A 20265-nucleotide genomic window follows, 5' to 3' on the forward strand; every position below is an offset into this window, starting at 1 on the left:
ATTAGCAGCTGTTTCCAACTGTTATCCCAAAGTCTGGGGCAGGTTACTCACGTGTTACTCACCCGTTCGCCGCTCGTGTACCCCGAAAGGCCTTACCGCTCGACTTGCATGTGTTAAGCACGCCGCCAGCGTTCGTCCTGAGCCAGGATCAAACTCTCCGTTGAAAACAACAACCACCCCACCACAAAAGGCGAGGCAGCCAAGAGTTCCGAATCCCGACAAAAGAAACCATTGCTGGATCTTACTGTCATTCATCAAAGGAATCTCCACCCAAACCAACCCCAAAAGGCCAGCCCAGGCACGAGACAAAAAATACTGTCATTACATAGCATTGACTATAAAGCACGCTGTTGAGTTCTCAAGATTCGGGTGCGACCCACACATCCAACCCGAAGGCCATCCGCAAGGGGCAACTCGTGAAACTTTACTTCTTCCTCGCCTTCGGAGTCAAATCCGCCGGCTTGGTTCCTTTTCGATTCAATGTCATCCAGGAATGGATTTCATTTCTTCTCCGAGGATCAGCCGCCCCGTGGGGCAACCTGATGAACTTTAGTTGTATTCGGGAGCCGGGTCAAATCCGCCTCCCTGCACATTCTTGCGTCATTCACGATCCGAGTGGGTACCAGCTGTACGCACACTCATCCCGTGAGGGATGTTCAAGAGATGTGGCCCTGGGTCCGTCCGGCTCCACTCCGAGGAGCTCCGCCGTCCGTCTCACCTTCAAGGCTCGGTAAACATTACGCGCAGGTCACCGATCGCGCAAACCCGGTCGGTGTGAGCTTGTCGACATCGCGCAGCCCCAAGCCAGACCGGGTTCGCTCCCTCCCGGGCTCGGTCAGCCCTTGGGCAGCAGCAGGGCGCCAAGCGTCCGCTTGCCTCGGCGGAGCAGTGCCACTCCGCCCGGCAGCAGGTCGTCAGCCACGAGTCGGCGCTCGGGGTCGGTGACCTTCTCGTTGTTGAGATAGGCACCGCCCTCGTCCACGGCGCGGCGGGCGGCTCCCTTGGAGTCCACGACCCCGGCCAGCACGAGTGCATCCACGACGTTGGGCAAGCTGCCGTCCGTCAGCTCGACGCCTCCCACCTCGTGGGCCACGGCCCGCACCGTGGCCGCGGGCAGCGCACGAAGGTCACCCTTTCCGAACAACGCCTCGGCGGCAGCCACCGCAGCCCTTCGGTCGTCCACGGAGTGCACCAGGTCGGTGATGTCATCGGCCAAGGCCTTCTGGGCGGCTCGCTTCCACGGTTCCTCGGTCACCTGGCGCTCGAGTTCGCCGATCTCGTCACGCCCGCGGGGTGAGAAGACCTTGAGGTACTCGATGACCTTCGCGTCCTCGGCATTCAGGAAGAACTGGTGGAAGGCGTAGGGCGAGGTCATCTGGGCGTCGAGCCAGACGGTGCCGGACTCCGTCTTGCCGAACTTGCTGCCGTCGGCCTTGGTGAGCAGCGGTGTCGCCAGGGCGTGCACGCGTGCCCCTTCCGACCGGCGGATCAGTTCGACCCCAGCGGTGATGTTCCCCCACTGGTCCGAGCCACCTGTCTGCAGGGTGGCGCCCTTCGACCGGAACAGCTCGCGGTAGTCGAGGCTCTGCAGCAGCACGTAGCTGAACTCGGTGTAGCTGATCCCCGACTCGAGGCGACGAGACACCACGTCCCTGGCCAACATCCGGTTCACGGGGAAGTGCTTGCCCACGTCACGGAGGAAGTCGAGGGTCGACAGGTTGGCCGTCCAGTCGTAGTTGTTGACCACCTCGGCAGCATTGGCACCCTCGAAGCTGACGAACCGACTCACCTGAGCCCTGATCTTCTCCACCCAGGCGTGCACCTGGTCCACGGGGTTCATGACCCGCTCCCCCGACTCCTTGGGGTCGCCGATCAGGCCGGTCGAACCGCCCACCAGCAGCAGGGGCTTGTGGCCGGCGGCTTGCAGGTGTCGCGCAACGATCAACTGCACCAGGTTGCCCATGTGGATGCTCGGTGCCGTGGGGTCGAAGCCGACGTAGAACGTGACGGGCCCATCGTCCAGATGCTGGGCGAGCGCCTCGGCATCGGTGGAGTGCGCGACCAAGCCGCGCCAGGACAGTTCGTCGAAGACCGCATTCACCCGATCAGCCTACCGAGCGTGCGCGCTCGAGTCCGCCCCACCATCCCCGGTGAACACCGGGACGCCTCGCGCCCGCTCAGCTCGCTGCGAAGGCGCGCGCCTGGGCGAGTGCGACCGAGAGTTCGTCCAACTGCTCGCGGACCCGAGGCTCCGCCGTTCCGCCACGGCCGTTGCGCGAAGCGGTTGAACCCTCGATCGTCAGCACCTCGCGCACGTCGCCGGTCAGCTCGGGCGAGATCTCGGCCAACTGGGAGTCAGTCAGCTGTTGCAGCTCGACACCGTTCGCCTCACAGAACTGCACCGCTCGTCCCGTGATCTCGTGGGCCCGGGCGAACGGCACGCGCTGGCGCACCAACCAGTCGGCCATGTCGGTGGCGAGCGAGAATCCGCGCGGGGCCACCTCGGCCATCCGGTCGTGGTGGAAGGTCAGGGTCGAAACCATGCCCGCCACGGCCGGCAACAGCACGTGCAACTGGTCGACCGCGTCGAAGATCGGTTCCTTGTCCTCCTGCAGGTCGCGGTTGTAGGCGAGCGGGAGCCCCTTGAACGTGGTCAACAGTCCGGCGAGGTGTCCGACCAGTCGTCCCGCCTTGCCGCGGGCCAGCTCTGCCACGTCGGGGTTCTTCTTCTGCGGCATGATGCTCGAGCCCGTCGACCAGGCATCGTCGAGGGTGGCGAACCCGAACTCGTGGGTGCACCACAGGATGACGTCTTCGCTCAGTCGTGAGAGGTCGACACCCACCTGTGCCAGCACGAACGCGGCCTCGCTCACCAGGTCACGCGCGGCGGTGCCGTCGATCGAGTTCGCGACAGAACTGTCGAACCCCAGTTCCCGGGCGACAAGTTCCGGGTCCAGGCCCAACGAGGTACCGGCCAGGGCCCCGGAGCCGTACGGGCTGACCGACAGTCGGGTGTCGAGGTCACGCAGACGCTGCAGGTCGCGCACCAGGGGCCATGCGTGGGCCAGCAAGTGATGGCTGAGCAGTACCGGCTGGGCCGACTGCAGGTGGGTTCGCCCCGGCATGATGGCGCCGAGGTTGCGGGTGGCCTGGTGGTGCAGGGCGTCGACCACCGCGGAGATGTCGAGACTCAGCGAGCGCACCTGCTCCCGCAGCCAACGCCTGATGAGCGTGGCGATCTGGTCATTGCGGCTGCGCCCGGCGCGCAGTCGTCCACCGAGTTCGGAACCCACGATCTCGCGCAGTCCGCGCTCCAGTGCACCGTGCACGTCCTCGTCGGAGGGCGCGGCCCGGAATGCACCCGAGGCAACGTCCGCCTCGAGCCGGTCCAGGCCCGCGTGCATCTGGGTGAGTTCGTCCTCGGTCAACAGCCCGGCGGCGTGCAGGGCCAACGCGTGTGCCCGCGACCCTGCGATGTCATGCCGGGCCAGCCGCCAGTCGAACTGGGTCGAGACCGACAGCGCGAACATGGCGTCGGCCGGGCCACCGGCGAAGCGGCCACCCCAGAGACGTCCTTGGTCCCCCCGGGGCTGGTCGATCGGTCCCGCATCACCGCGCCCGTCGACGCTGTCGTGTCCCTCGGCAGTGGTCATGGCATGCTCCTGGTTCTGCCCGCCCGGGGGGTGGCTGCCAGGCTCAGCAACCGTTCCGCCACCGTGGCACCCCCTTCGGGGTCGCGGGTGATGATCATGATGGTGTCGTCGCCGGCGATGGTGCCGAGCACGTCCGACCAGTTTGCCCGGTCGAGCGCGGACGCGAAGTACTGCGCCGCGCCCGGCGGCGTGTGGGCCACGGCCAGGTTGGCGGAGGCGTCCGCCGAGACGAGCAGCTCGGTGCACACCTTGGCGAGCTTCTGGTTCGCGCCGTCGCGATCGCCGCCCACCTCGTCGGGAAGGGAGTAGACCACCGCCCCGCTCGCCGACCTGGTGCGTACTGCGCCCAGTTCCAGCAGGTCCTTCGAGACGGTCCCTTGGGTGACAGCGACACCCTCCGCGGCGAGAAGGTCTGTCAACTCTGTCTGACTGGTCACCTCGTGGGTCTGCAGCAGAGTGGCCACCAGCCCTTGTCGGGCCGTGCGCGAGACTCCCCTCTCACCCGCCCGGTCACTCATGGCCGGGCATCCCTCAGGGCTGTGGCCAACGCCTGGACGAAGGAACCGATCTGCCCCTCCGTGATGATCAACGGCGGTGCGACCCGGATGACATCGGGGCGAGGGGCGTTGACGATGAAACCGGCATCGAGCAGCGCATCGGACACACTGGTGGCGACGTGCTCGGAGAGCACGATGCCGCGTAGCAGACCGGCGCCGCGCACGTGGTCGACGAGGGGATCGTGCAACCCCTCGACCTCGCGCACCAATTGCTCCCCCCGCTCGATGGCGTTGCCGAGCAAACCGTCTCGCTCGATCACCCCGATCACCGCGAGGCCGGCGATGGCGGCCACCGGGTTGCCACCGAAGGTGGTGCCGTGCTGGCCCGGCTGCAACAGTGAGGCAGCCCGTCCGATTCCGATGCACGCCCCCACCGGGAACCCGTTGCCCAACCCCTTGGCCAAGGTCACCAGGTCGGGTGTGACCGGGTGCGAGGCGAGCCACCGACCGGTGCGTCCCATACCGGTCTGCACCTCGTCGAACCACAGCAGGGCACCGTGTGCGTCGCAGAGTTCCCGGGCGTGGGTGAGGAAGTCATCGGGGGGCACCACCACGCCGTTCTCGCCCTGGATGGGTTCGATCACGACTGCTGCCGTCCGGTCGTCCATCGCCTCGGCCAAGGCCTCGGAGTCGCCGTAGGGCACGAAGGTGACGTCGCCGGGCAGCGGGGCGAAGGGCTCGCGGTACTTCACGTTGGACGTGATCGCCAGAGCTCCCATGGTGCGTCCGTGGAAGCTTCCCTCCATCGCGATGATCTTGGTGCGGCCCGTCAACCGGGTCAGTTTGAAGGCAGCCTCATTGGCCTCGGTACCCGAGTTGGTGAAGAAGACCCGGGCCTGGCCGGTTCCGCTGGCGGGGGCGACCAGGTGCACCAGCTTCTCGGCCAGGGTGACCTGGGCGGGGGTGGCGAAGAAGTTGGACACGTGACCCAGGGTCGACAGCTGTGAGGTGATCGCCGACAGCACCGCCGGGTGGGCGTGGCCGAGTGCCGTGACAGCGAGCCCGGAGAGAAGGTCGAGGTACCTTCGGCCCTGGTCGTCCCACACGTGACAGCCCTCACCGCGGACGAAGACCCGCTTCGGCCCTCCGAAGGCATTCATCATCACCTGCTGGTAACGCTCGCTGAGGGCTGGGGCGTCGGAGGCCTCGGGCAGGGTCAGGTCGGCTGCGGTGGGCTGGCTCATGCGGTGGCTCCACTCTCGGGTGTGGGGAAGGACGAGGATTCGTTCTGGACGAGGGTGCCGATGCCGTCGTCGGTGAAGATCTCGAGCAGCAGGCAGTGCTGCACACGCCCATCGATGATGGTCGCCTTGGGCACCCCCTCGGTGACGGCACGCAGACAGGCCTCCATCTTCGGCACCATGCCCGACTCCAGCCGGGGCATGAGCTCGCGCAGCTCGTCCGCCGAGATCTGCGTGATCACGGTGTCGGAGGTGGGCCAGTCGGCATAGAGGCCCGCGACATCGGTCATCATCACCAGTCGCTCGGCCCCCAGGGCAACGGCGAGGGCGGCTGCGGCGGTGTCGGCATTGAGATTGTGCACCTCGCCCTCTGCATTGGGAGCGACCGAGGCCACGACCGGGATGCGGCCCTTGTGCACCAGGTCGAGCACCCCTTGGGCGCGCACCTCGGCGACGTCGCCCACCAGTCCCAGGTCGACATCCTCACCGTCTATCTCGACCCCACGACGGACTGCCGTGAACAGCCCCCCGTCCTCTCCTGACATACCGATGGCGAACGGGCCGTGGGCGTTGATCAGACCGACGAGTTCTCGTCCGACCTGGCCGACGAGCACCATCCGGACCACCTCCATGGCCTCGGGGGTGGTCACGCGGAAACCGGCCCGGAACTCGGATGAGATGTCGAGCCGCTTCAGCATCGACGAGATCTGCGGACCGCCCCCGTGCACGACCACCGGTAGCACCCCGCAACGGCGCAGGAAGACGATGTCCTCGGCGAAGGCTCGCTTGAGATCGTCGTTGACCATGGCGTTGCCGCCGTACTTGATGACCACGATCTTCCCGGCGTACTCGCTCAGCCAGGGCAGCGCCTCGATCAGGGTGGACGCCTTGCGCTGCAGGGCTTCGGTGTCGTCGGCGCGCACGCGGCTCATGTGGAGTACTCCGAGTTCTCGGTGACGTAGTCGTGGGTCAGGTCATTGGTCCAGATGGTGGCCGACTCCTCGCCGGCGTGCAGGTCGACCTCGACGGTGACAGCGCGGGGACCCAGGTCGACGAGTGCTCGGTCGTCCCCGACCTCCCCCGACCGGCAGACCATCACCCCGTTGAAGCTCACGTCGAGCCGCTCGGGGTCGAACTGGGCCGCGGTGGTGCCGATGGCGGCAAGGGCTCTGCCCCAGTTGGGGTCGCCGCCGTAGATGGCGCACTTGAACAGGTTGTTGCGCGCGATCGCCCGTCCGACCTCGAGTGCGTCTGCGGTGCTGGCGGCTCCCCTGACTGCGATGGTGATGTCGTGGTGGGCTCCTTCCGCATCCGACAGGAGTTGCTGGCCCAGGTCGTGGAGCACGGCTGTGAGTCCCGACCGGAAGTCCTCGGCCGAAGGGGTGATCCCCGAGGCGCCGGAGGCCAACAGCAGGACGCTGTCGTTCGTGCTCATGCACCCGTCGGAATCGAGCCGGTCGAGCGTGACACCCGTCGCGCTGCGCAGGGACTCCTGGGCGACGTCGGGAGGCACGACCGCATCGGTGGTGATGACCACCAGCATGGTCGCCAGGGCTGGTGCGAGCATCCCTGCTCCCTTGCCCATGGCCCCGATCGTCCACCCGTCTCCATGGGTGAACTCGACCGACTTCGACACGGTGTCGGTGGTCATGATCGCCGTGGCCGCGGACCCCCCGCTCTCGGACGAGAGCTGGTTGACCGCATCGTCCACACCTGCCAGGAGGACTGGCATGGGCAACCGCTCGCCGATCAGTCCCGTGGAACAGACGGCGACCTGTGCGGGTAGCAGGTGGAGAGCCGCGGCCACACGCTCGGCCGTGGTCACCGCATCGGCGTACCCGCCGGGCCCGGTGCAGGCGTTGGCGCCGCCGGAGTTGAGCACCACCGCGTCGAGCGACCCGTCGGAGACCGCCGCGCGCGACCACACCACGGGCGCTGCGACGACGCGGTTGCTGGTGAAGACGGCCGCTGCTGCCTTGCTGGGGCCCAGGTTCTGCACGAGCGCCAGGTCTGGCCTGCCCGAGGGCTTCAGGCCAGCGGTCACGCCGGCCGCGACGAAGCCCAGTGGTGCGGTCACACCACGTCCCGATCGTGTGATGGTCACGGTGCGACCCCCACAGCGGTGAGCCCGGTGGTCTCGGGTAGTCCGAGCGCGAGGTTCATCGACTGGATCGCTCCCCCGGCCGTGCCCTTGGTCAGGTTGTCGAGCGTGGCCACGGCAATCAGTCTGTTCACCGATGGGTCGACGGTCACCTGCACCTGCACGGCGTTGGATCCGACCACGTGCTGACTCTGCGGCCACTGCCCTTCGGGGAGCACCCGGACGAAGGGCTCGTCGGCGTACGCGTCGAGATAGGCCTCTCGCACCCGTTGCGGGCTGGCGGACCTGTGGGGGGCCAAGGGGGCGGTGCAGACGGCCAGGATGCCGCGCGACATCGGCACCAACAGCGGGGTGAAGCTGATGCTCGGGTTCTCCGCCCCCAGCACCCGGAGGTTCTGCAGGATCTCCGGGGTGTGGCGGTGCGCACCTCCGAGGCCGTAGGCCGACGCCGAACCGAACAACTCTGATCCGAGCAGGTTGGGTTTGGCCGCCTTGCCGGCGCCCGAGGCGCCGGAGGCAGCGGCCACGGTGACGTCGGCACCGGTGATCAGCCCTGAGGTGACCGCCGGCAGCAGGGCCAGGGTTGCGGTCGTCGGGTAGCAGCCGGGCACCGCGATGGTGCGGGCGCTGGCGAGAACCTCTCGTTGGCCCGGCAACTCGGGCAGGCCATAGGGCCAGGTACCTGCATGCTCGGTGCCGTACCAGTGGGCCCAGTCGTCCGGGTTGCTCAGACGGAAGTCGGCGCCGGCGTCGATGACCAGCACGTCATCGTCCAGCTGCGCTGCGATCGCACCGGAGGTGCCGTGCGGGAGAGCGAGGAACACGATGTCGTGACCGGCGAGGTTGGCGGCGGTCGTCTCGATCACCTCTCGCTCGGCCAGCGGGGCGAGGTGGGGGTGGTGTTGACCCACCAGTGTCCCGGCGGACGAGCCGGCGGTCAATGCCCCAATGGTGACGTCGGGATGACCCAGCAGCAGCCGGAGCACCTCCCCACCCGCGTAGCCCGTGCACCCGGCGACGGCGACTGTGTAACTCATGGAATAAGTATGCCGGTCACGGCATACTTATTCCAGTCGTCGCCGCCGGGTGAGACGGGCGAGAGCCCTCAGGCTCGGTGCACCGCGCCGAACCGCTCGACGGCGACCGCGACGGCGCGTTCACGCGCCTCAGCCGCTTCGGCGTCGGTGAGGGTGGCCGCCCCCCGCAACTTGAGAGCGAACGCGAGGGACTTCTTGCCCTGGCCCACCTGCTCGGAGCGGTACACGTCGAACAACCGGACCGAGTCGAGCAGGTCTCCTGCACCCTCCACCAAGGCATCGCGTACGTCGGACGAGGCCACGCTCTCGTCCACGATCAGGGCCACGTCCTCCTTGGCAACCATGGCCGTGCGCAGGGGTGCCACCTCCCCGGGCCCCGGCGCGGCCGCCAACAGCGCGTCGAGGTCGAGTTCGAGCGCAGCGGGACGCTCGGGCAGACCCCACGCCCGTGCCACCTCCGGGTGCAACTCCCCGACATGGCCGATCACAGCGCCACCCACCAGGAGTTCGGCGCATCTGCCGGGGTGCCAAGGGGCGTGCTCGGTGTTTCGGCGGACCAGTCGCAGACCAACCGAGGCTGCCACGGCCTCGGCCAGCGCTGCCACATGGGTCCAGTCCGCCGGGACGGCAGGTCCCCGCCAACCCGCCGCGCGCCACTGGCCGGTGACGATCGCCGCGAGCATGCGTGGCTGGTCAGGCAGTGCCGCATCGAGGGCGGCGATGTCGTCCTCGGAGGGACGAGCCGACACCGAGGGCATCGGCGCCGCTACGGCATCCCCACGCTGATGGAACACACTGCCGATCTCGAACAGCGCCAGATCGTCCTGACCTCGTGAGGTGTTGCGCCCCACCGCTGTCATCAGTCCACCGAGCAGCGACGTGCGCAGATACGGCTGGGCATCCGACAAGGGGTTCTGCAGTTTCACTGCCGACAGTCGGGGGTCGCCCTCGGGAAGGCCGAGGCGGGTGAGTTCATCGTCCGAGACGAATGGCAGGGTGATCAGCTCCACGAACCCGGCGTCCGCGGCGGCCCGGCCAACGGTGCGTCTCCCCCGCTGCCCGCTCGTGAGTCCGCGCCCCGAGGTGGCGACGGGCAGCACGGAGCCGATGCGTTCGAAGCCCACCTTGCGTCCGACCTCTTCGACGTAGTCGTAGGGGTCGACCAGGTCACCGCGCCAGGTGGGCGGCACCACCCGCAGTTCGGAGCCGATCACCTCGACCTCGCACCCGGACGCGCGCAGCACCTCCATCACCTCGTCATGACCGATGTCGGCGCCCAGGATGGTGGCCGGCAGGTCGGCGGAAATGCGTTGTGCAGGCATGGCACGAGGGCCCCCCACGATGGTCGCAGCGGCTGAGACAGTGCCCCCCGCGAGCTCGGCCATCAAGGCGGCGGCACGTTGACCCGCCGCCCACGCCAGGGCGGGGTCGACCCCGCGCTCGAACCGCTTGCTGGCCTCGCTGGGCAGCTTGTGGGCGCGGAAAGCGCGAGCGATCGTCACGGCATCGAAGGTTGCCGCCTCGAGGACGACGGTCGTGGTCGAGGCCGTCACCTCCGTCGTGGCGCCCCCCATGACACCCGCGAGACCGATCGGGCCGGAGTCGTCGCAGATCAGCAGGTCATCGCCCACGCGCAGGTCGCGGGTGACGTCGTCCAGGGTCGTCAACGTCTCGCCCTCACGCGCCCGCCGCACCACGATCGCACCCTGCAGGGAGTCGCCGTCGTAGGCGTGCAGCGGCTGACCCGACTCGAGCATGACGTAGTTGGTGATGTCGACCACCAGTGAGATGGAACGCATGCCCGAGGCCTCGAGCCTGCGCACCAACCAGCTGGGCGAGGGACGATGGGGGTCGATCCCCGTGACGGCGGTCGCCGTGAACAACGAACACCCCGATGGGTCGTCAACCAGGACCGGGTGACCGGACGAGGTCTCCGGTGGCACTGGTGACGAGTAGGGATCGGTGAAGCCCACGCCGAACGCCTGTGCCGTCTCGCGCGCCAGTCCTCGCATCGACAGGCAGTAACCGGTGTCGGGGGTGATGTCGGCCTCGATCACCTCGTCGCGGGCCTTCAGCACGTCAAGGGCATCGTCACCCAGCACCAGCGGACGTCCGTCGAGCACCTCCGGCAGCACCATGATTCCGGCGTGGTCGCTGCCCAACCCGAGCTCGTCCTCGGCGCAGATCATGCCGTCGGAGACGTGCCCGTAGGTCTTGCGGGCCGCGATGGCGAAGTCCCCCGGCAGAACCGCTCCGGGTAGTGCCACAACCACGTGGTCGCCCACCTTGAAGTTTGATGCGCCGCAGACGATACCCCGACCCGCGGGCTCGTCCGCGGTGGCGGGTTCGTTGAACTGCGGGCCGACGTCGACCCGGCACCAGCGAATGGTCTTGCCGTTCTTCTGGGGTTCCTCGACCAGGCTGAGCACACGTCCGATGACCACCGGACCACTGACGTCCCCGTCGGTGGACTCGATGCGTTCGACGTTGAGGCCGGCGCGGGTCCAGCGGTCGGCGATCTGGGTCGTGGTGATGTCGGCGGGCAGCTGCACGAGCTCCCGCAGCCATGACAGGGGTGCCCTCATCGTGCTCCTCCCAGAAGCGAGCGGCTGAAACGGATGTCGCCCTCGACGAAGTCGCGCAGGTCGGAGGCGTTGTTGCGGAACATGACCGTGCGGTCGATGCCCATGCCGAAGGCGATGCCGGAGTAGACGTCGGGGTCGACTCCAGCGGCGATCAGCACGCGCGGGTTGACCACACCGCAGCCGCCCCACTCGATCCATCCCTCCGACCGGCAGGTGCGGCAGGGACGATCCGGGTTGCCGACGGACGCGCCATGGCAGACGAAGCACTCAAGGTCGATCTCGGCGCTCGGCTCGGTGAACGGGAAGTAGTGCGGGCGCAGCCGGGTGGAGATGTCACCGAACAGCGAGCGGGCGAGGTGGTCGAGGGTGCCCTTCAGATGGGCCATCGAGATGCCCCGGTCGACGACCAGCCCTTCGAGTTGGTGGAAGACGGGCAGGTGGGTCGCGTCGTACTCATCGGCCCGGTACACCTTGCCGGGGCAGACGACGTACACGGGCAGGTCACGGGTGAGCAGCGTTCGCGCCTGCACGGGCGAGGTCTGCGTCCGCATCAGGATGTGGTTCGCCAGCGGCTCGACGAAGATGGTGTCGGTGAGCCCCCGGGCTGGGTGGTCGGGCCCGGTGTTGAGCGCGTCGAAGTTGAGCCACTCGGCCTCGAGTTCGGGACCCTCTGCCACCTCCCAACCCAGGTTGAGGAAGACGTCGCTCATCATGTCCATCATGGCGGTCAGGGGATGGATGGCACCTTCCGGATGCTGCTCCACCGGCAGGGTCATGTCGATGCGCTCCGAGGCAAGTCTGGCGGTGAGTTCTGCCCGGGCCAGTTCGGCCTGACGTGCCGTGATGGCCTGGTTCACCGTGGAACGCGCGCGGCCCATGCGTTGGCCGGCGTCCTTGCGCGCCTGCGGCGGCAGGGCGCCGATCTCGCGGTTGGCCAGAGCCAGGGGCGACTTCTCGCCGACATGGGCGAGGCGCACTGCCTTGAGTTCGTCGGTGGTGGAGGCCCCGTCGATCGCGGCGAGGGCCTCGGCGACCATCGCCTCGATCTGGTCGGCCTTCAAGGGGGTGACCTGCACAGGGTCGTAGTTCGTGTTGGGCCCGCTCATTGGGCGCCGTCCTTTCGGGGGAGGAGGGTGGGTCGGTTCTCCCCCGACCGGTCACCGCGGGTCAGGACGCGTGGCGCCTCCCACGGCCAACCGGCCGGGGGCACCGAAATCGCAGTCCACGCATGCGGCTGACTCTAGCAGTCGACGCCCCTGCGCAGCTGTGGGCCCGGTGACGGGTGCAGCAGCCTCAGGATGAGGCGCCGGGCTCGTCCAGAGCGGCCCGCTGGGCGCTGGCGGTGGCGTACAGGCACACGGCGGCGGCGGTCGACAGGTTGAGTGACTCGGCCTGGCCCCACATGGGTACCCCGACCACGTGGTCGGCCAACGCCCGGTCACTCTCCGGAAGCCCCCAGGCCTCGTTGCCCAAGATCCAGGCCGTGGGTCCGCTGAGACCCCCGGAGTGCTCGACCTGGTCGAGTGAGGCGCCGCCACCATCGGCGGCGAGCACTGCCATGCCGTGCGCTCGAAGGTGGGCCACTGCCTCGTCGAGGGTCACCCCTGTGACGACGGGCAGGTGGAAGATCGACCCGACGGAGGCACGCACCGTCTTGGGGTTGTGCAGTTCGACCGAACCCTTGGTCAGCACGACCAGGTCGGCACCGAATGCGTCGGCACAACGGATGACCGTGCCGGCATTGCCGGGGTCACGCACCTGTGAGCAGATGACCACCAGTCTCGGCGCGGGGACGTCGTCCCAGCTGGACTCCAGCTGTCGGCAGATCGCGAAGATGCCCTGGCTGGTCACGGTGTCGGCCAGTTGGGCGATGTCGGACGGGGTCGCGGCCCAGCACAGGTCGGGGTTCGCCATCGACAGCAGTTCGGCGTGGCGCGCCGGGTCGTCGACGATGACCGCCTCGACGATCTCGGGACGCTTGAGAGCTTCCCGCACGGCCTGGGTGCCCTCGACCAGGAATCGCCCGGACTCGTCTCGTCCGCGACGCTGCAGAAGCTGACGAGCCGACCGCAGCTGTCCCTTGGAGACCAGGGGAAGGGCTGCGACCGGCTCGAAGCTGTCGTCAGTCACGTCGACGGGGCCAGACTCAGGCCGCGGCAACCGGCTGGTTGTCCTTGGCCACCTGGACGAGCGCCGTGAAGGTCGCAGCGTCGTTGACGGCCAGTTCGGCGAGGATCTTGCGGTCGACCTCGATGCCACCGTTCTTCAGCCCGTTGATGAAACGGTTGTAGGTCATGCCCTCGGCGCGGCACGCGGCGTTGATCCGCTGGATCCACAGCGAGCGGAAGTCGCCCTTCTTGGCGCGGCGGTCACGGTAGGCGTAGGTGGCCGAGTGGAGCAGCTGCTCCTTGGCCTTGCGGTACAGGCGCGAGCGCTGTCCTCGGTAACCGGATGCGAGCTCCAGTACCTCGCGACGCTTCTTCTGCGCATTCACAGAACGCTTGGTGCGTGCCATGGTGTTTCTCCTCGTGGATCAGGAAGGGGGTGCTTCGGGAAGGGGTGGATCAGGGAAGGGTCAGCGACCCAGCAGCTTCTTGATGGTCTTGAGGTCTGCGGCCGAGACCTCGACCAGCCCGCTCTTCTGGCGGTGCTTGTTGCGGCTCCCGGTGGTGGGCGCCGAGGCGAACGCAGCGCCGGACTTGCGGCCGGCCTGCAGGCGCATGAGCTTGCCGGAACCGGTGACCTTGAAGCGCTTCTTGGTTCCCGAGTGCGTCTTGTTCTTGGGCATGTCGCCGCTCTCCTTCATGTGGTGGCCGGATCGGGGCAGGCCCGGTCCGGGTCCTGACGGTTTCCCGTCAGAGGTCTGTGGTGGATCGACTCAGACGTCGATGTCGGGGTCCAGGTTGTCCGCCGGCCCCCGCTTCTTCTTCGGGGTGGGCTGGGCCTGGTGTGCTGCGCGCAACTCGGCCTCGAGCTCGCGCTCGGCGTCGTGACCAGCCTGACGCTCGGCCATGCGGCGGTCACGTTCGGCCTTGACGTCGGCGCGGGCTTCCGTCTTCTTGCGGGTCGGGCCCAACACCATGAGCATGTTGCGGCCGTCCAGCTTCGGCGAGGACTCGACGTAGCCGAACTCGGCCACGTCCTCGGCCAGTCGCTGCAGCAGGTTGACACCCAGTTCGGGGCGCGACTGCTCGCGTCCGCGGAACATGATGGTGATCTTCACCTTGTCGCCTGCCTTGAGGAAGCGGACGACGTGGCCCTTCTTGGTGTCGTAGTCGTGCTGGTCGATCTTGGGACGGAGCTTCATCTCCTTGATGACCGTGTTCGTCTGGTTACGACGTGTCTCACGAGCCTTCTGGGCGTTCTCGTACTTGAACTTGCCGTAGTCCATGAGCTTGACCACGGGCGGGCGAGCCTGCGGCGCGACCTCGACCACGTCGAGGTCGTGCTCGCGCGCAAGTTGGAGCGCCTGCTCCATGCGCACGATTCCGACCTGCTCGCCGGCAGGGCCGACCAAGCGGACCTCCGGAACGCGGATCCGCTCATTGATGCGGGGTTCGGTGCTGATGTGTCCTCCAAGGTTGATTGACGGGTGCTCGGCCGACGAAAAAGGCCTCCGCGCATGCGAAGGCCTGACGATGCAGACTGGGTGGACGAGAACGCGTGTGCGTTCCTCCACCCCACTGCGGGTGCCGACCCGTCGAACCTGGATTCGAGGCGGGTGGGAGGTCAGGCCTCCACTTGCTTGGATCGTCGACGTGGACCGATCACCGATGCCCCATGTTAGCTCATGGACGGCTGTTGGCCGAATCGGCCGTTCCCGTCCGGGCAGCGCCGTTGTCGGTCTCGACGAAGGCCCAGCCGAAGGTTCCGTCGTCCAGTTCGACCAGCCTTCGACCCCGGGCGAGTTCGGTGACCACGTCGTCCAGCACCGTGACGGGATGGGGGCCTGCGGGGTCGATCACCAGCAGGGTGGCCCCGGCCTCGGCAACCGTGGCAGCGAGGTCGTCGAGGGTGCACGGAACCGGACGCGCAGCGCGGTTCCAGGCCAGCAGGGCGTCCATCCCCGAGAAGGCGACCAGGGCCCGGCCCAACTCGGGGTGGTCGAGGGTCACTGCCGCCATCTCGGCGTGACGATCGGGGTCCGGTCGGTCCATCGACTCGTCTCCGGACGCCACGATCGGCAACAGCAGCCGGGCACCCCCCAGCGCCGCCACGGCCCTCAGGTATCCCAGCCTGCCCTCGGATTCGGCCAGTCGTCCACGCAGCCAGGGGTCGGCACGTCCGTCGTCGTCGAGCCAGGCCGCGTTGGGCTGGGAGAGCTGCTTCATGACGAGCAGCCTAGGCCCCTCACCTGACCGCACCGTCGTCGCGCGGTTCCCCGGAACAGCCCTGATTCGCCCCGTGGCGCATGCCAACGGCGTCGGGGTGGATGGCTGCGTGTGACACGCTTGCGACATGGACATCTTCACCTGGACCGTCATCGCGACAGTCGTGCTCAGCCTGCTCTGTGTCGGCGGGGCGGTCCACTCCCACCTGCGCGGGTTGGGGCCGCGCCCGGTGCTGCGCTGGTCGGCGTTCGCCCTGGTTCCCGTGGGACTGCTGGTCACGGGCGCCATGCGCCCGGTGGTCATCGGCGCCCAGGCCGTGGGCCAGTACTTCCAGCACGCCACCATGACGCTCGCCATGATGATCGGGCTCGGCGTCCTTGCGGTGGCCGTGCTGATGTTCATCGCGGGCGGACGACTGAATCCTCGTACCCGGCAGGAGGCCAAGCAGGTCCGCCAGTCCCGTCGTCCCTCGGCGGGCGTCAAGGGCGCGGGGCCGACCAAGGCGGTTGCCGCGCGTGGGTCGGCCGGTCAGGCGGCTGCTCCGGTGCCCCAGCAGCGGCGCAGTTCGGCTCCGGTGGATGACGAGATGGCCGAGATCGAGGCGCTGCTGAAGAAGCGCGGGATCGAGTGATCTGCTTCACACCCAAGCAAGGGATGCGGATCGCTCCCTGAACTTGCCCGGTCGCTCAGTAGTCTACGGGTGGGATTGTCGCCATTTCGGATGGCGGAACCGTCACGAGGAGACTGGGTTGTTCACACTCATTTCGCTTGTGGTTCCGTGCCACAACGAGGAGAAGTCACTTGACCGACTGTACCTTGAGACGCGCGCCGCCATGGCCGAGGTCAGCGGCGATTACGAGCTGGTGTTGGTCGATGATGGATCCCGCGACCGGACACTGGAGGTCGCTCGGCGACTGGCAGCGAACGACCCGCGCGTGGTGGTGCTCTCGTTCAGTCGCAACTTCGGCAAGGAACCTGCCATGTTGGCCGGCCTGCGTGCAGCCAAGGGGGACGCGGTCGTCATCATGGACGCTGACCTGCAGCACCCTCCACAGATGGTGCGAGACATGGTCGAGGTGCTCGCCCAGGGCGGGGCCGACCAGGTGGTTGCCCGACGGTCTCGCGATGGGGATTCCGCGACGCGCAAGATTCTCTCCAAGATCTTCTACCGCTTCGTCAACAATCTGGTCGACGTGCAATTGACAGATGGTGTCGGAGACTTTCGCATTCTCAGCAGGCGCGCGGTCGACTCGCTACTGGAACTCAATGAACAGAATCGCTTCTCCAAGGGCCTGTTCAGCTGGATCGGGTATTCCACGAAGGTGATCAGCTACCGCAACGTGCTGCGGGACGCGGGTGAATCCTCGTGGACGTTGGGTTCCCTGCTCAACTACGGGATCGACGGAGTCATCAGCTTCAATCGCAAGCCCTTGCGAGGGGTGCTGGCATTCGGCCTCGGTGCCATCACCGTGGGGCTGCTCTACCTGGTTTGGTTGCTCGTCAAATGGATCCGGCACGGGGTCGACTCGCCCGGCTACCTGACCACCGTCGGTCTGGTGATCCTGATGAGTGGGGTACAGCTGGTCAGTCTCGCCATCATTGCCGAGTATGTGGGACGCATCTACCTGGAGGTCAAGCAGCGTCCCCACTACGTGGTGGCCGAGCGTCTCAACACAGACGGCAGGCATCGCGCAGTGCTGGAACCCCCCGCAGTGCAGCACAGGGATCTGCCGGCACGGACCGACGACACCGCCGTGGTGGAGACCGACATCGAGGGGGGCGCGTGAGTCAAACGTCGGGCGCGACAAGACATCGGCTGCCGTTGCTCCTTAGGCAACCACCGGTCGCGAGGCTGCTTCGTTTCGGCACCGTGGGTGTGGCCAACACAGCCGTCTACTACGGGTTCTATCGGGGTCTGCTGACCACACCGATGCCGTACCTTGGCGCCCATCTCATCGCGTGGGCCATCTCCTTCATGTTCAGTTTCTTCGCCAACTGTAGGTTCACCTACCGCGTGCCCCCGACCTGGCGACGTTTCCTCGGGTTCCCGGCAACCACAGCTGTGAATGTCGCCTTCACCACGCTCGGGTCGCTGGTCGCCGTGACCATGTTCGGGGCCGACAAGCGCTACGTCACGCTGGTGATGGGCATCCTCGCGATTCCGCTGACCTACCTGGTCACCACTGCTGTGCTGGCAGAACGCCCGGCCGGGGGCCGTGCACCATTTCCCCGGCAACGGTTACTGGCCGCCGTCCGAGCCCCCCTCCTGGCGGGAGCCCTAGCCGTGAGCATCCATGTGTGGGTCGCGGTCGCCATGGGGTTCACTCCGTTCGGTGGCCAGGGCAGAGCCGTGGGCGACTACGGGGCCCAATACCTGCCCTTCCACGTCTACCTGTACGACGTCCTCCACGGGGCGGCGCACGGCAACATCCTCTTCTCCTGGGAGTCAGGCGCGGGAATTGGGTTTCTCCCCACCTACGCCACCTACCTAGCGGGACCCTTCACGCCCGTGGTTGCGCTGTTCCCCCTGCGTTGGATGGACGCGGCCATCTTCGCCGTCTCACTGCTGAGGCTGGGACTCGCCGCGGCCGCGATGATGGGCCTGTTGCAGGTGCTCCGGCCGACCGCCGAGCGCTTGCCCGGGGTCGTGCTCGCGGTGGGCTACTCCAGCAGTTCGTGGGTGGTGCAGTTGGGTATGATCTCGCCTCAATGGCTGGACGGCCTCTTGGCCTTCCCGGTGATGTGCCTCGCAGCCGTCCTCGTCGCTCGTGGGCACAGTCTGGTGGTCGCCGCGGCTTTGGTCGCCATAGGGTGGTGGTCGAACTACTACTCCTCCTTGATGGCGTCAATCGGAGCTGCGATCTTCTGCGTCACGTGGTGCCTGGCCACCGGACTCCCTTTGGCCAAGGCCCTCATCCGGTTCGCCCTCGCCGGCGCTCTGGGAGTGGCAACCTCCGCATGGATGCTGCTGCCCACTTTCTTGGCCGTTCGCAGGGCGGCACCCGCCAGGAGCGATCTGGTGATGGTCCCCGGGGAGGCGCTCAGCCTCAACTGGTTCGGATTCACGGCCGGCGCCACCTTCATGCCCCTGATGTTCACGGGAAGCCTCGCACTTCTCGCTGCCGCAGCGGTCGCTCTCACGCCAAGGGTCACGTGGCGACACCGTGCCGTGTGGAGCGGACTCTGCCTGGTCCTGCTGATAGCCCCTCGCCTGCGCCCTATCCTGATTCTGATGAACGGTGGCGACATCCCCAACGGCAATGCCTACCGATGGATCTTCATCTTCACGGGGTTGCTCGTCATCACAGCCTGGCACGCCTTGCCCGACAGGGCTCCCACGGGCACCGGTTCACCCCCAGCTTGGCTGACTCTTCCCCAGCTCGCCGTCAGTGGCCTGCTGGTGGCCGGACTGGCCATACACGGGCGCGGGGCCGCCGCGTCGGGGGCGACGCCGACCCAGTGGTGGTGGTGGCTGCCCCCCGCGGTGGTGTGGTTGGCAGTTCTGGGCCAGACGCTGGTGAGATCGGCACCTGCCCTGCGTAGCCTGCAGATCCTGACCACGGTCGCTCTGGTGTGTGAACTCGCCTGGTCCGGTCAAGCGATGCTGCCTGCGGCCTGGGACATCTACCTGACCAGCGAACCCTACGTACACGTGTCCAAACAACAGCGCGAGACCGCCAGCCATCTGCTCGCACAGTCTGACTGGCCGAACCACCGCTCAGGCCAGCCCACTGGCGGCCCGGGACTGTTCGTCGACCACGCCAACGACCCTCTGTTGTACGGGCTCCCGGGCGTCTCCGGCTACACCTCCGTGCTGCCCGCCGAGATTGAGACCGCACTGGCGCCCTTGGGTGTCGGCCACGCACCGAGGCGGGTCGTGGAACAACCTTCAGTACTCACCGACGCCGTACTGGCCATCTCAACCCGTTGGTCGGGACGGGCGGTCAAGGTATCGGAGGTGATGCCCATGGTGCGCGTGATCACTTCGCCAGACGTCGACAGACCGGCCCCTTCCGAGCCCGGGGGATCGCCAGCCCCTTCCGATTCCCAGGCCGTCACCCAGTCCACCGCCGACGCGTGGAACTCCCTGTTCAACTCCCCAGTGGTCAGACTGCCCGAGGTCAGGGAATCGTGGAGCGACGGCAGCCCGGTCCTTCGCAACGATCGCGGCACGATCCCCGCTCCGGGTCCGCAAGCGATCTTTCGCCAGGCGGTCATCTGCACCGCCGGCACACCCAGCTACCTGATGCCGTCAGTGCGCTGGTCGAGCATCAATGCTGACAAGGGCGGAAAGGGCACCCGCTACCAGACCAACGGTCAACTTGTGGTGGGCCTGGCCGGTGCCGCGACCGGGCGGGCGAACGTGACAATCCACCCCGGCACCAGGACTGCCATCGTTCCGGGCACTCCGCTATGCGTCGACACCCAAGCCCTCAGCCAACAGATCAGGTCGACCCTTGTGCCGACGATACGCCTTGAGCCGGGGCTCGTGATGGCCGACTATGCGAGCCCCCAGACTGGCACCGTGGTCATCGCCACCGTCGCGCAGCCCGGATGGAGCTGCTCGATCGACGGCTCTCGCGCGCCCACGACCGATCGCGAAGGGTTGTTGGCCCTCGACGTCAGGGGCGCCAAGAGCGTTCGATGCGCCTACCGTCAACCTGGACTGGTGGCGGGCGTCACAGTGAGCCTGCTGGCGTTCGGCCTGCTCGCGGCACTGGCCCATCTGGAGCGTTCGGGACGGGCGAGGCTGCGGCGTCCCCTCGGCCATGTCCAGGGCCCGAACGGTCCGGACCACACCGAGGATTGAGGTCAGGAGC

17 protein-coding genes and 1 rRNA gene are annotated in these 20265 nt (G+C 67.4%); 3 read left to right on the forward strand and 15 right to left on the reverse strand.

The features are described 5' to 3' along the window. The 15 genes from QQZ11_RS00005 to QQZ11_RS00075 form a co-directional block, all read right to left on the reverse strand. Positions 1–164, reverse strand: a 16S ribosomal RNA gene (locus QQZ11_RS00005); the annotation flags it as partial. A 671-nt stretch (positions 165–835) separates the two neighbouring features. Continuing rightward, positions 836–2101, reverse strand: coding sequence for a tyrosine--tRNA ligase (gene tyrS / locus QQZ11_RS00010; RefSeq protein ID WP_284548017.1), 1266 nt, complete (start codon positions 2099–2101; stop codon positions 836–838). A gap of 76 nt (positions 2102–2177) precedes the next feature. After that, the gene (gene argH, locus QQZ11_RS00015; RefSeq protein ID WP_284548020.1) at positions 2178–3653 is read right to left on the reverse strand and encodes an argininosuccinate lyase; all 1476 of its coding nucleotides are present in this window, start codon (positions 3651–3653) and stop codon (positions 2178–2180) included. After that, entirely contained in the window at positions 3650–4171 is a 522-nt protein-coding gene (argR, locus tag QQZ11_RS00020; RefSeq protein ID WP_284548021.1) for an arginine repressor, read from the reverse strand. The genes argH and argR overlap by 4 nt, the downstream gene beginning before the upstream one ends. After that, complete coding sequence (locus QQZ11_RS00025) at positions 4168–5394, reverse strand: acetylornithine transaminase (RefSeq protein ID WP_284548022.1); 1227 nt, start codon at positions 5392–5394, stop codon at positions 4168–4170. The genes argR and QQZ11_RS00025 overlap by 4 nt, the downstream gene beginning before the upstream one ends. Next, entirely contained in the window at positions 5391–6323 is a 933-nt protein-coding gene (gene argB, locus QQZ11_RS00030; RefSeq protein ID WP_284548024.1) for an acetylglutamate kinase, read from the reverse strand. The genes QQZ11_RS00025 and argB overlap by 4 nt, the downstream gene beginning before the upstream one ends. Next, positions 6320–7495, reverse strand: coding sequence for a bifunctional glutamate N-acetyltransferase/amino-acid acetyltransferase ArgJ (gene argJ / locus QQZ11_RS00035; protein ID WP_284548025.1), 1176 nt, complete (start codon positions 7493–7495; stop codon positions 6320–6322). The genes argB and argJ overlap by 4 nt, the downstream gene beginning before the upstream one ends. Continuing rightward, positions 7492–8529: an N-acetyl-gamma-glutamyl-phosphate reductase gene (gene argC / locus QQZ11_RS00040; RefSeq protein WP_284548027.1), complete on the reverse strand. Its 1038-nt coding sequence runs from the start codon at positions 8527–8529 to the stop codon at positions 7492–7494. The genes argJ and argC overlap by 4 nt, the downstream gene beginning before the upstream one ends. A 68-nt stretch (positions 8530–8597) precedes the next feature. Beyond that, positions 8598–11114 carry a phenylalanine--tRNA ligase subunit beta gene (pheT, locus tag QQZ11_RS00045; RefSeq protein ID WP_284548028.1) on the reverse strand — a complete coding sequence of 839 codons (2517 nt, stop codon included), beginning with the start codon at positions 11112–11114 and terminating at the stop codon, positions 8598–8600. Next, positions 11111–12220 carry a phenylalanine--tRNA ligase subunit alpha gene (gene pheS / locus QQZ11_RS00050; RefSeq protein ID WP_022909917.1) on the reverse strand — a complete coding sequence of 370 codons (1110 nt, stop codon included), beginning with the start codon at positions 12218–12220 and terminating at the stop codon, positions 11111–11113. The genes pheT and pheS overlap by 4 nt, the downstream gene beginning before the upstream one ends. A 187-nt stretch (positions 12221–12407) precedes the next feature. Next, a complete protein-coding gene (locus tag QQZ11_RS00055; protein WP_284548029.1) occupies positions 12408–13244 on the reverse strand; it encodes a TrmH family RNA methyltransferase in 837 nt (278 codons plus the stop codon). A 16-nt stretch (positions 13245–13260) separates the two neighbouring features. Then, on the reverse strand, positions 13261–13629 hold the full coding sequence (gene rplT, locus QQZ11_RS00060; protein WP_022909915.1) for a 50S ribosomal protein L20: 369 nt from the start codon (positions 13627–13629) through the stop codon (positions 13261–13263). A 60-nt stretch (positions 13630–13689) separates the two neighbouring features. After that, positions 13690–13902, reverse strand: coding sequence for a large ribosomal subunit protein bL35 (locus QQZ11_RS00065; RefSeq protein WP_022909914.1), 213 nt, complete (start codon positions 13900–13902; stop codon positions 13690–13692). 90 nt (positions 13903–13992) lie between these two features. Further along, on the reverse strand, positions 13993–14754 hold the full coding sequence (infC, locus tag QQZ11_RS00070; protein WP_157438912.1) for a translation initiation factor IF-3: 762 nt from the start codon (positions 14752–14754) through the stop codon (positions 13993–13995). A 148-nt stretch (positions 14755–14902) separates the two neighbouring features. Continuing rightward, positions 14903–15445 carry an SseB family protein gene (locus QQZ11_RS00075; RefSeq protein ID WP_284548030.1) on the reverse strand — a complete coding sequence of 181 codons (543 nt, stop codon included), beginning with the start codon at positions 15443–15445 and terminating at the stop codon, positions 14903–14905. A 127-nt stretch (positions 15446–15572) separates the two neighbouring features. Between QQZ11_RS00075 and QQZ11_RS00080 the strand changes: the two genes are divergently transcribed. The 3 genes from QQZ11_RS00080 (at position 15573) to QQZ11_RS00090 (ending at position 20255) form a co-directional block, all read left to right on the forward strand. Beyond that, on the forward strand, positions 15573–16076 hold the full coding sequence (locus QQZ11_RS00080; RefSeq protein WP_284548031.1) for a hypothetical protein: 504 nt from the start codon (positions 15573–15575) through the stop codon (positions 16074–16076). A 43-nt stretch (positions 16077–16119) separates the two neighbouring features. Further along, positions 16120–17232, forward strand: a complete 1113-nt coding sequence (locus tag QQZ11_RS00085; RefSeq protein WP_284548033.1) for a glycosyltransferase family 2 protein — start codon at positions 16120–16122, stop codon at positions 17230–17232. Between the two features lie 83 nt (positions 17233–17315). Next, the gene (locus QQZ11_RS00090) at positions 17316–20255 is read left to right on the forward strand and encodes a GtrA family protein (protein ID WP_284550109.1); all 2940 of its coding nucleotides are present in this window, start codon (positions 17316–17318) and stop codon (positions 20253–20255) included. Positions 20256–20265 lie beyond the last annotated feature (10 nt).

Source organism: Aestuariimicrobium sp. T2.26MG-19.2B (genome assembly GCF_950101875.1).
Taxonomy (GTDB): domain Bacteria; phylum Actinomycetota; class Actinomycetes; order Propionibacteriales; family Propionibacteriaceae; genus Aestuariimicrobium; species Aestuariimicrobium kwangyangense.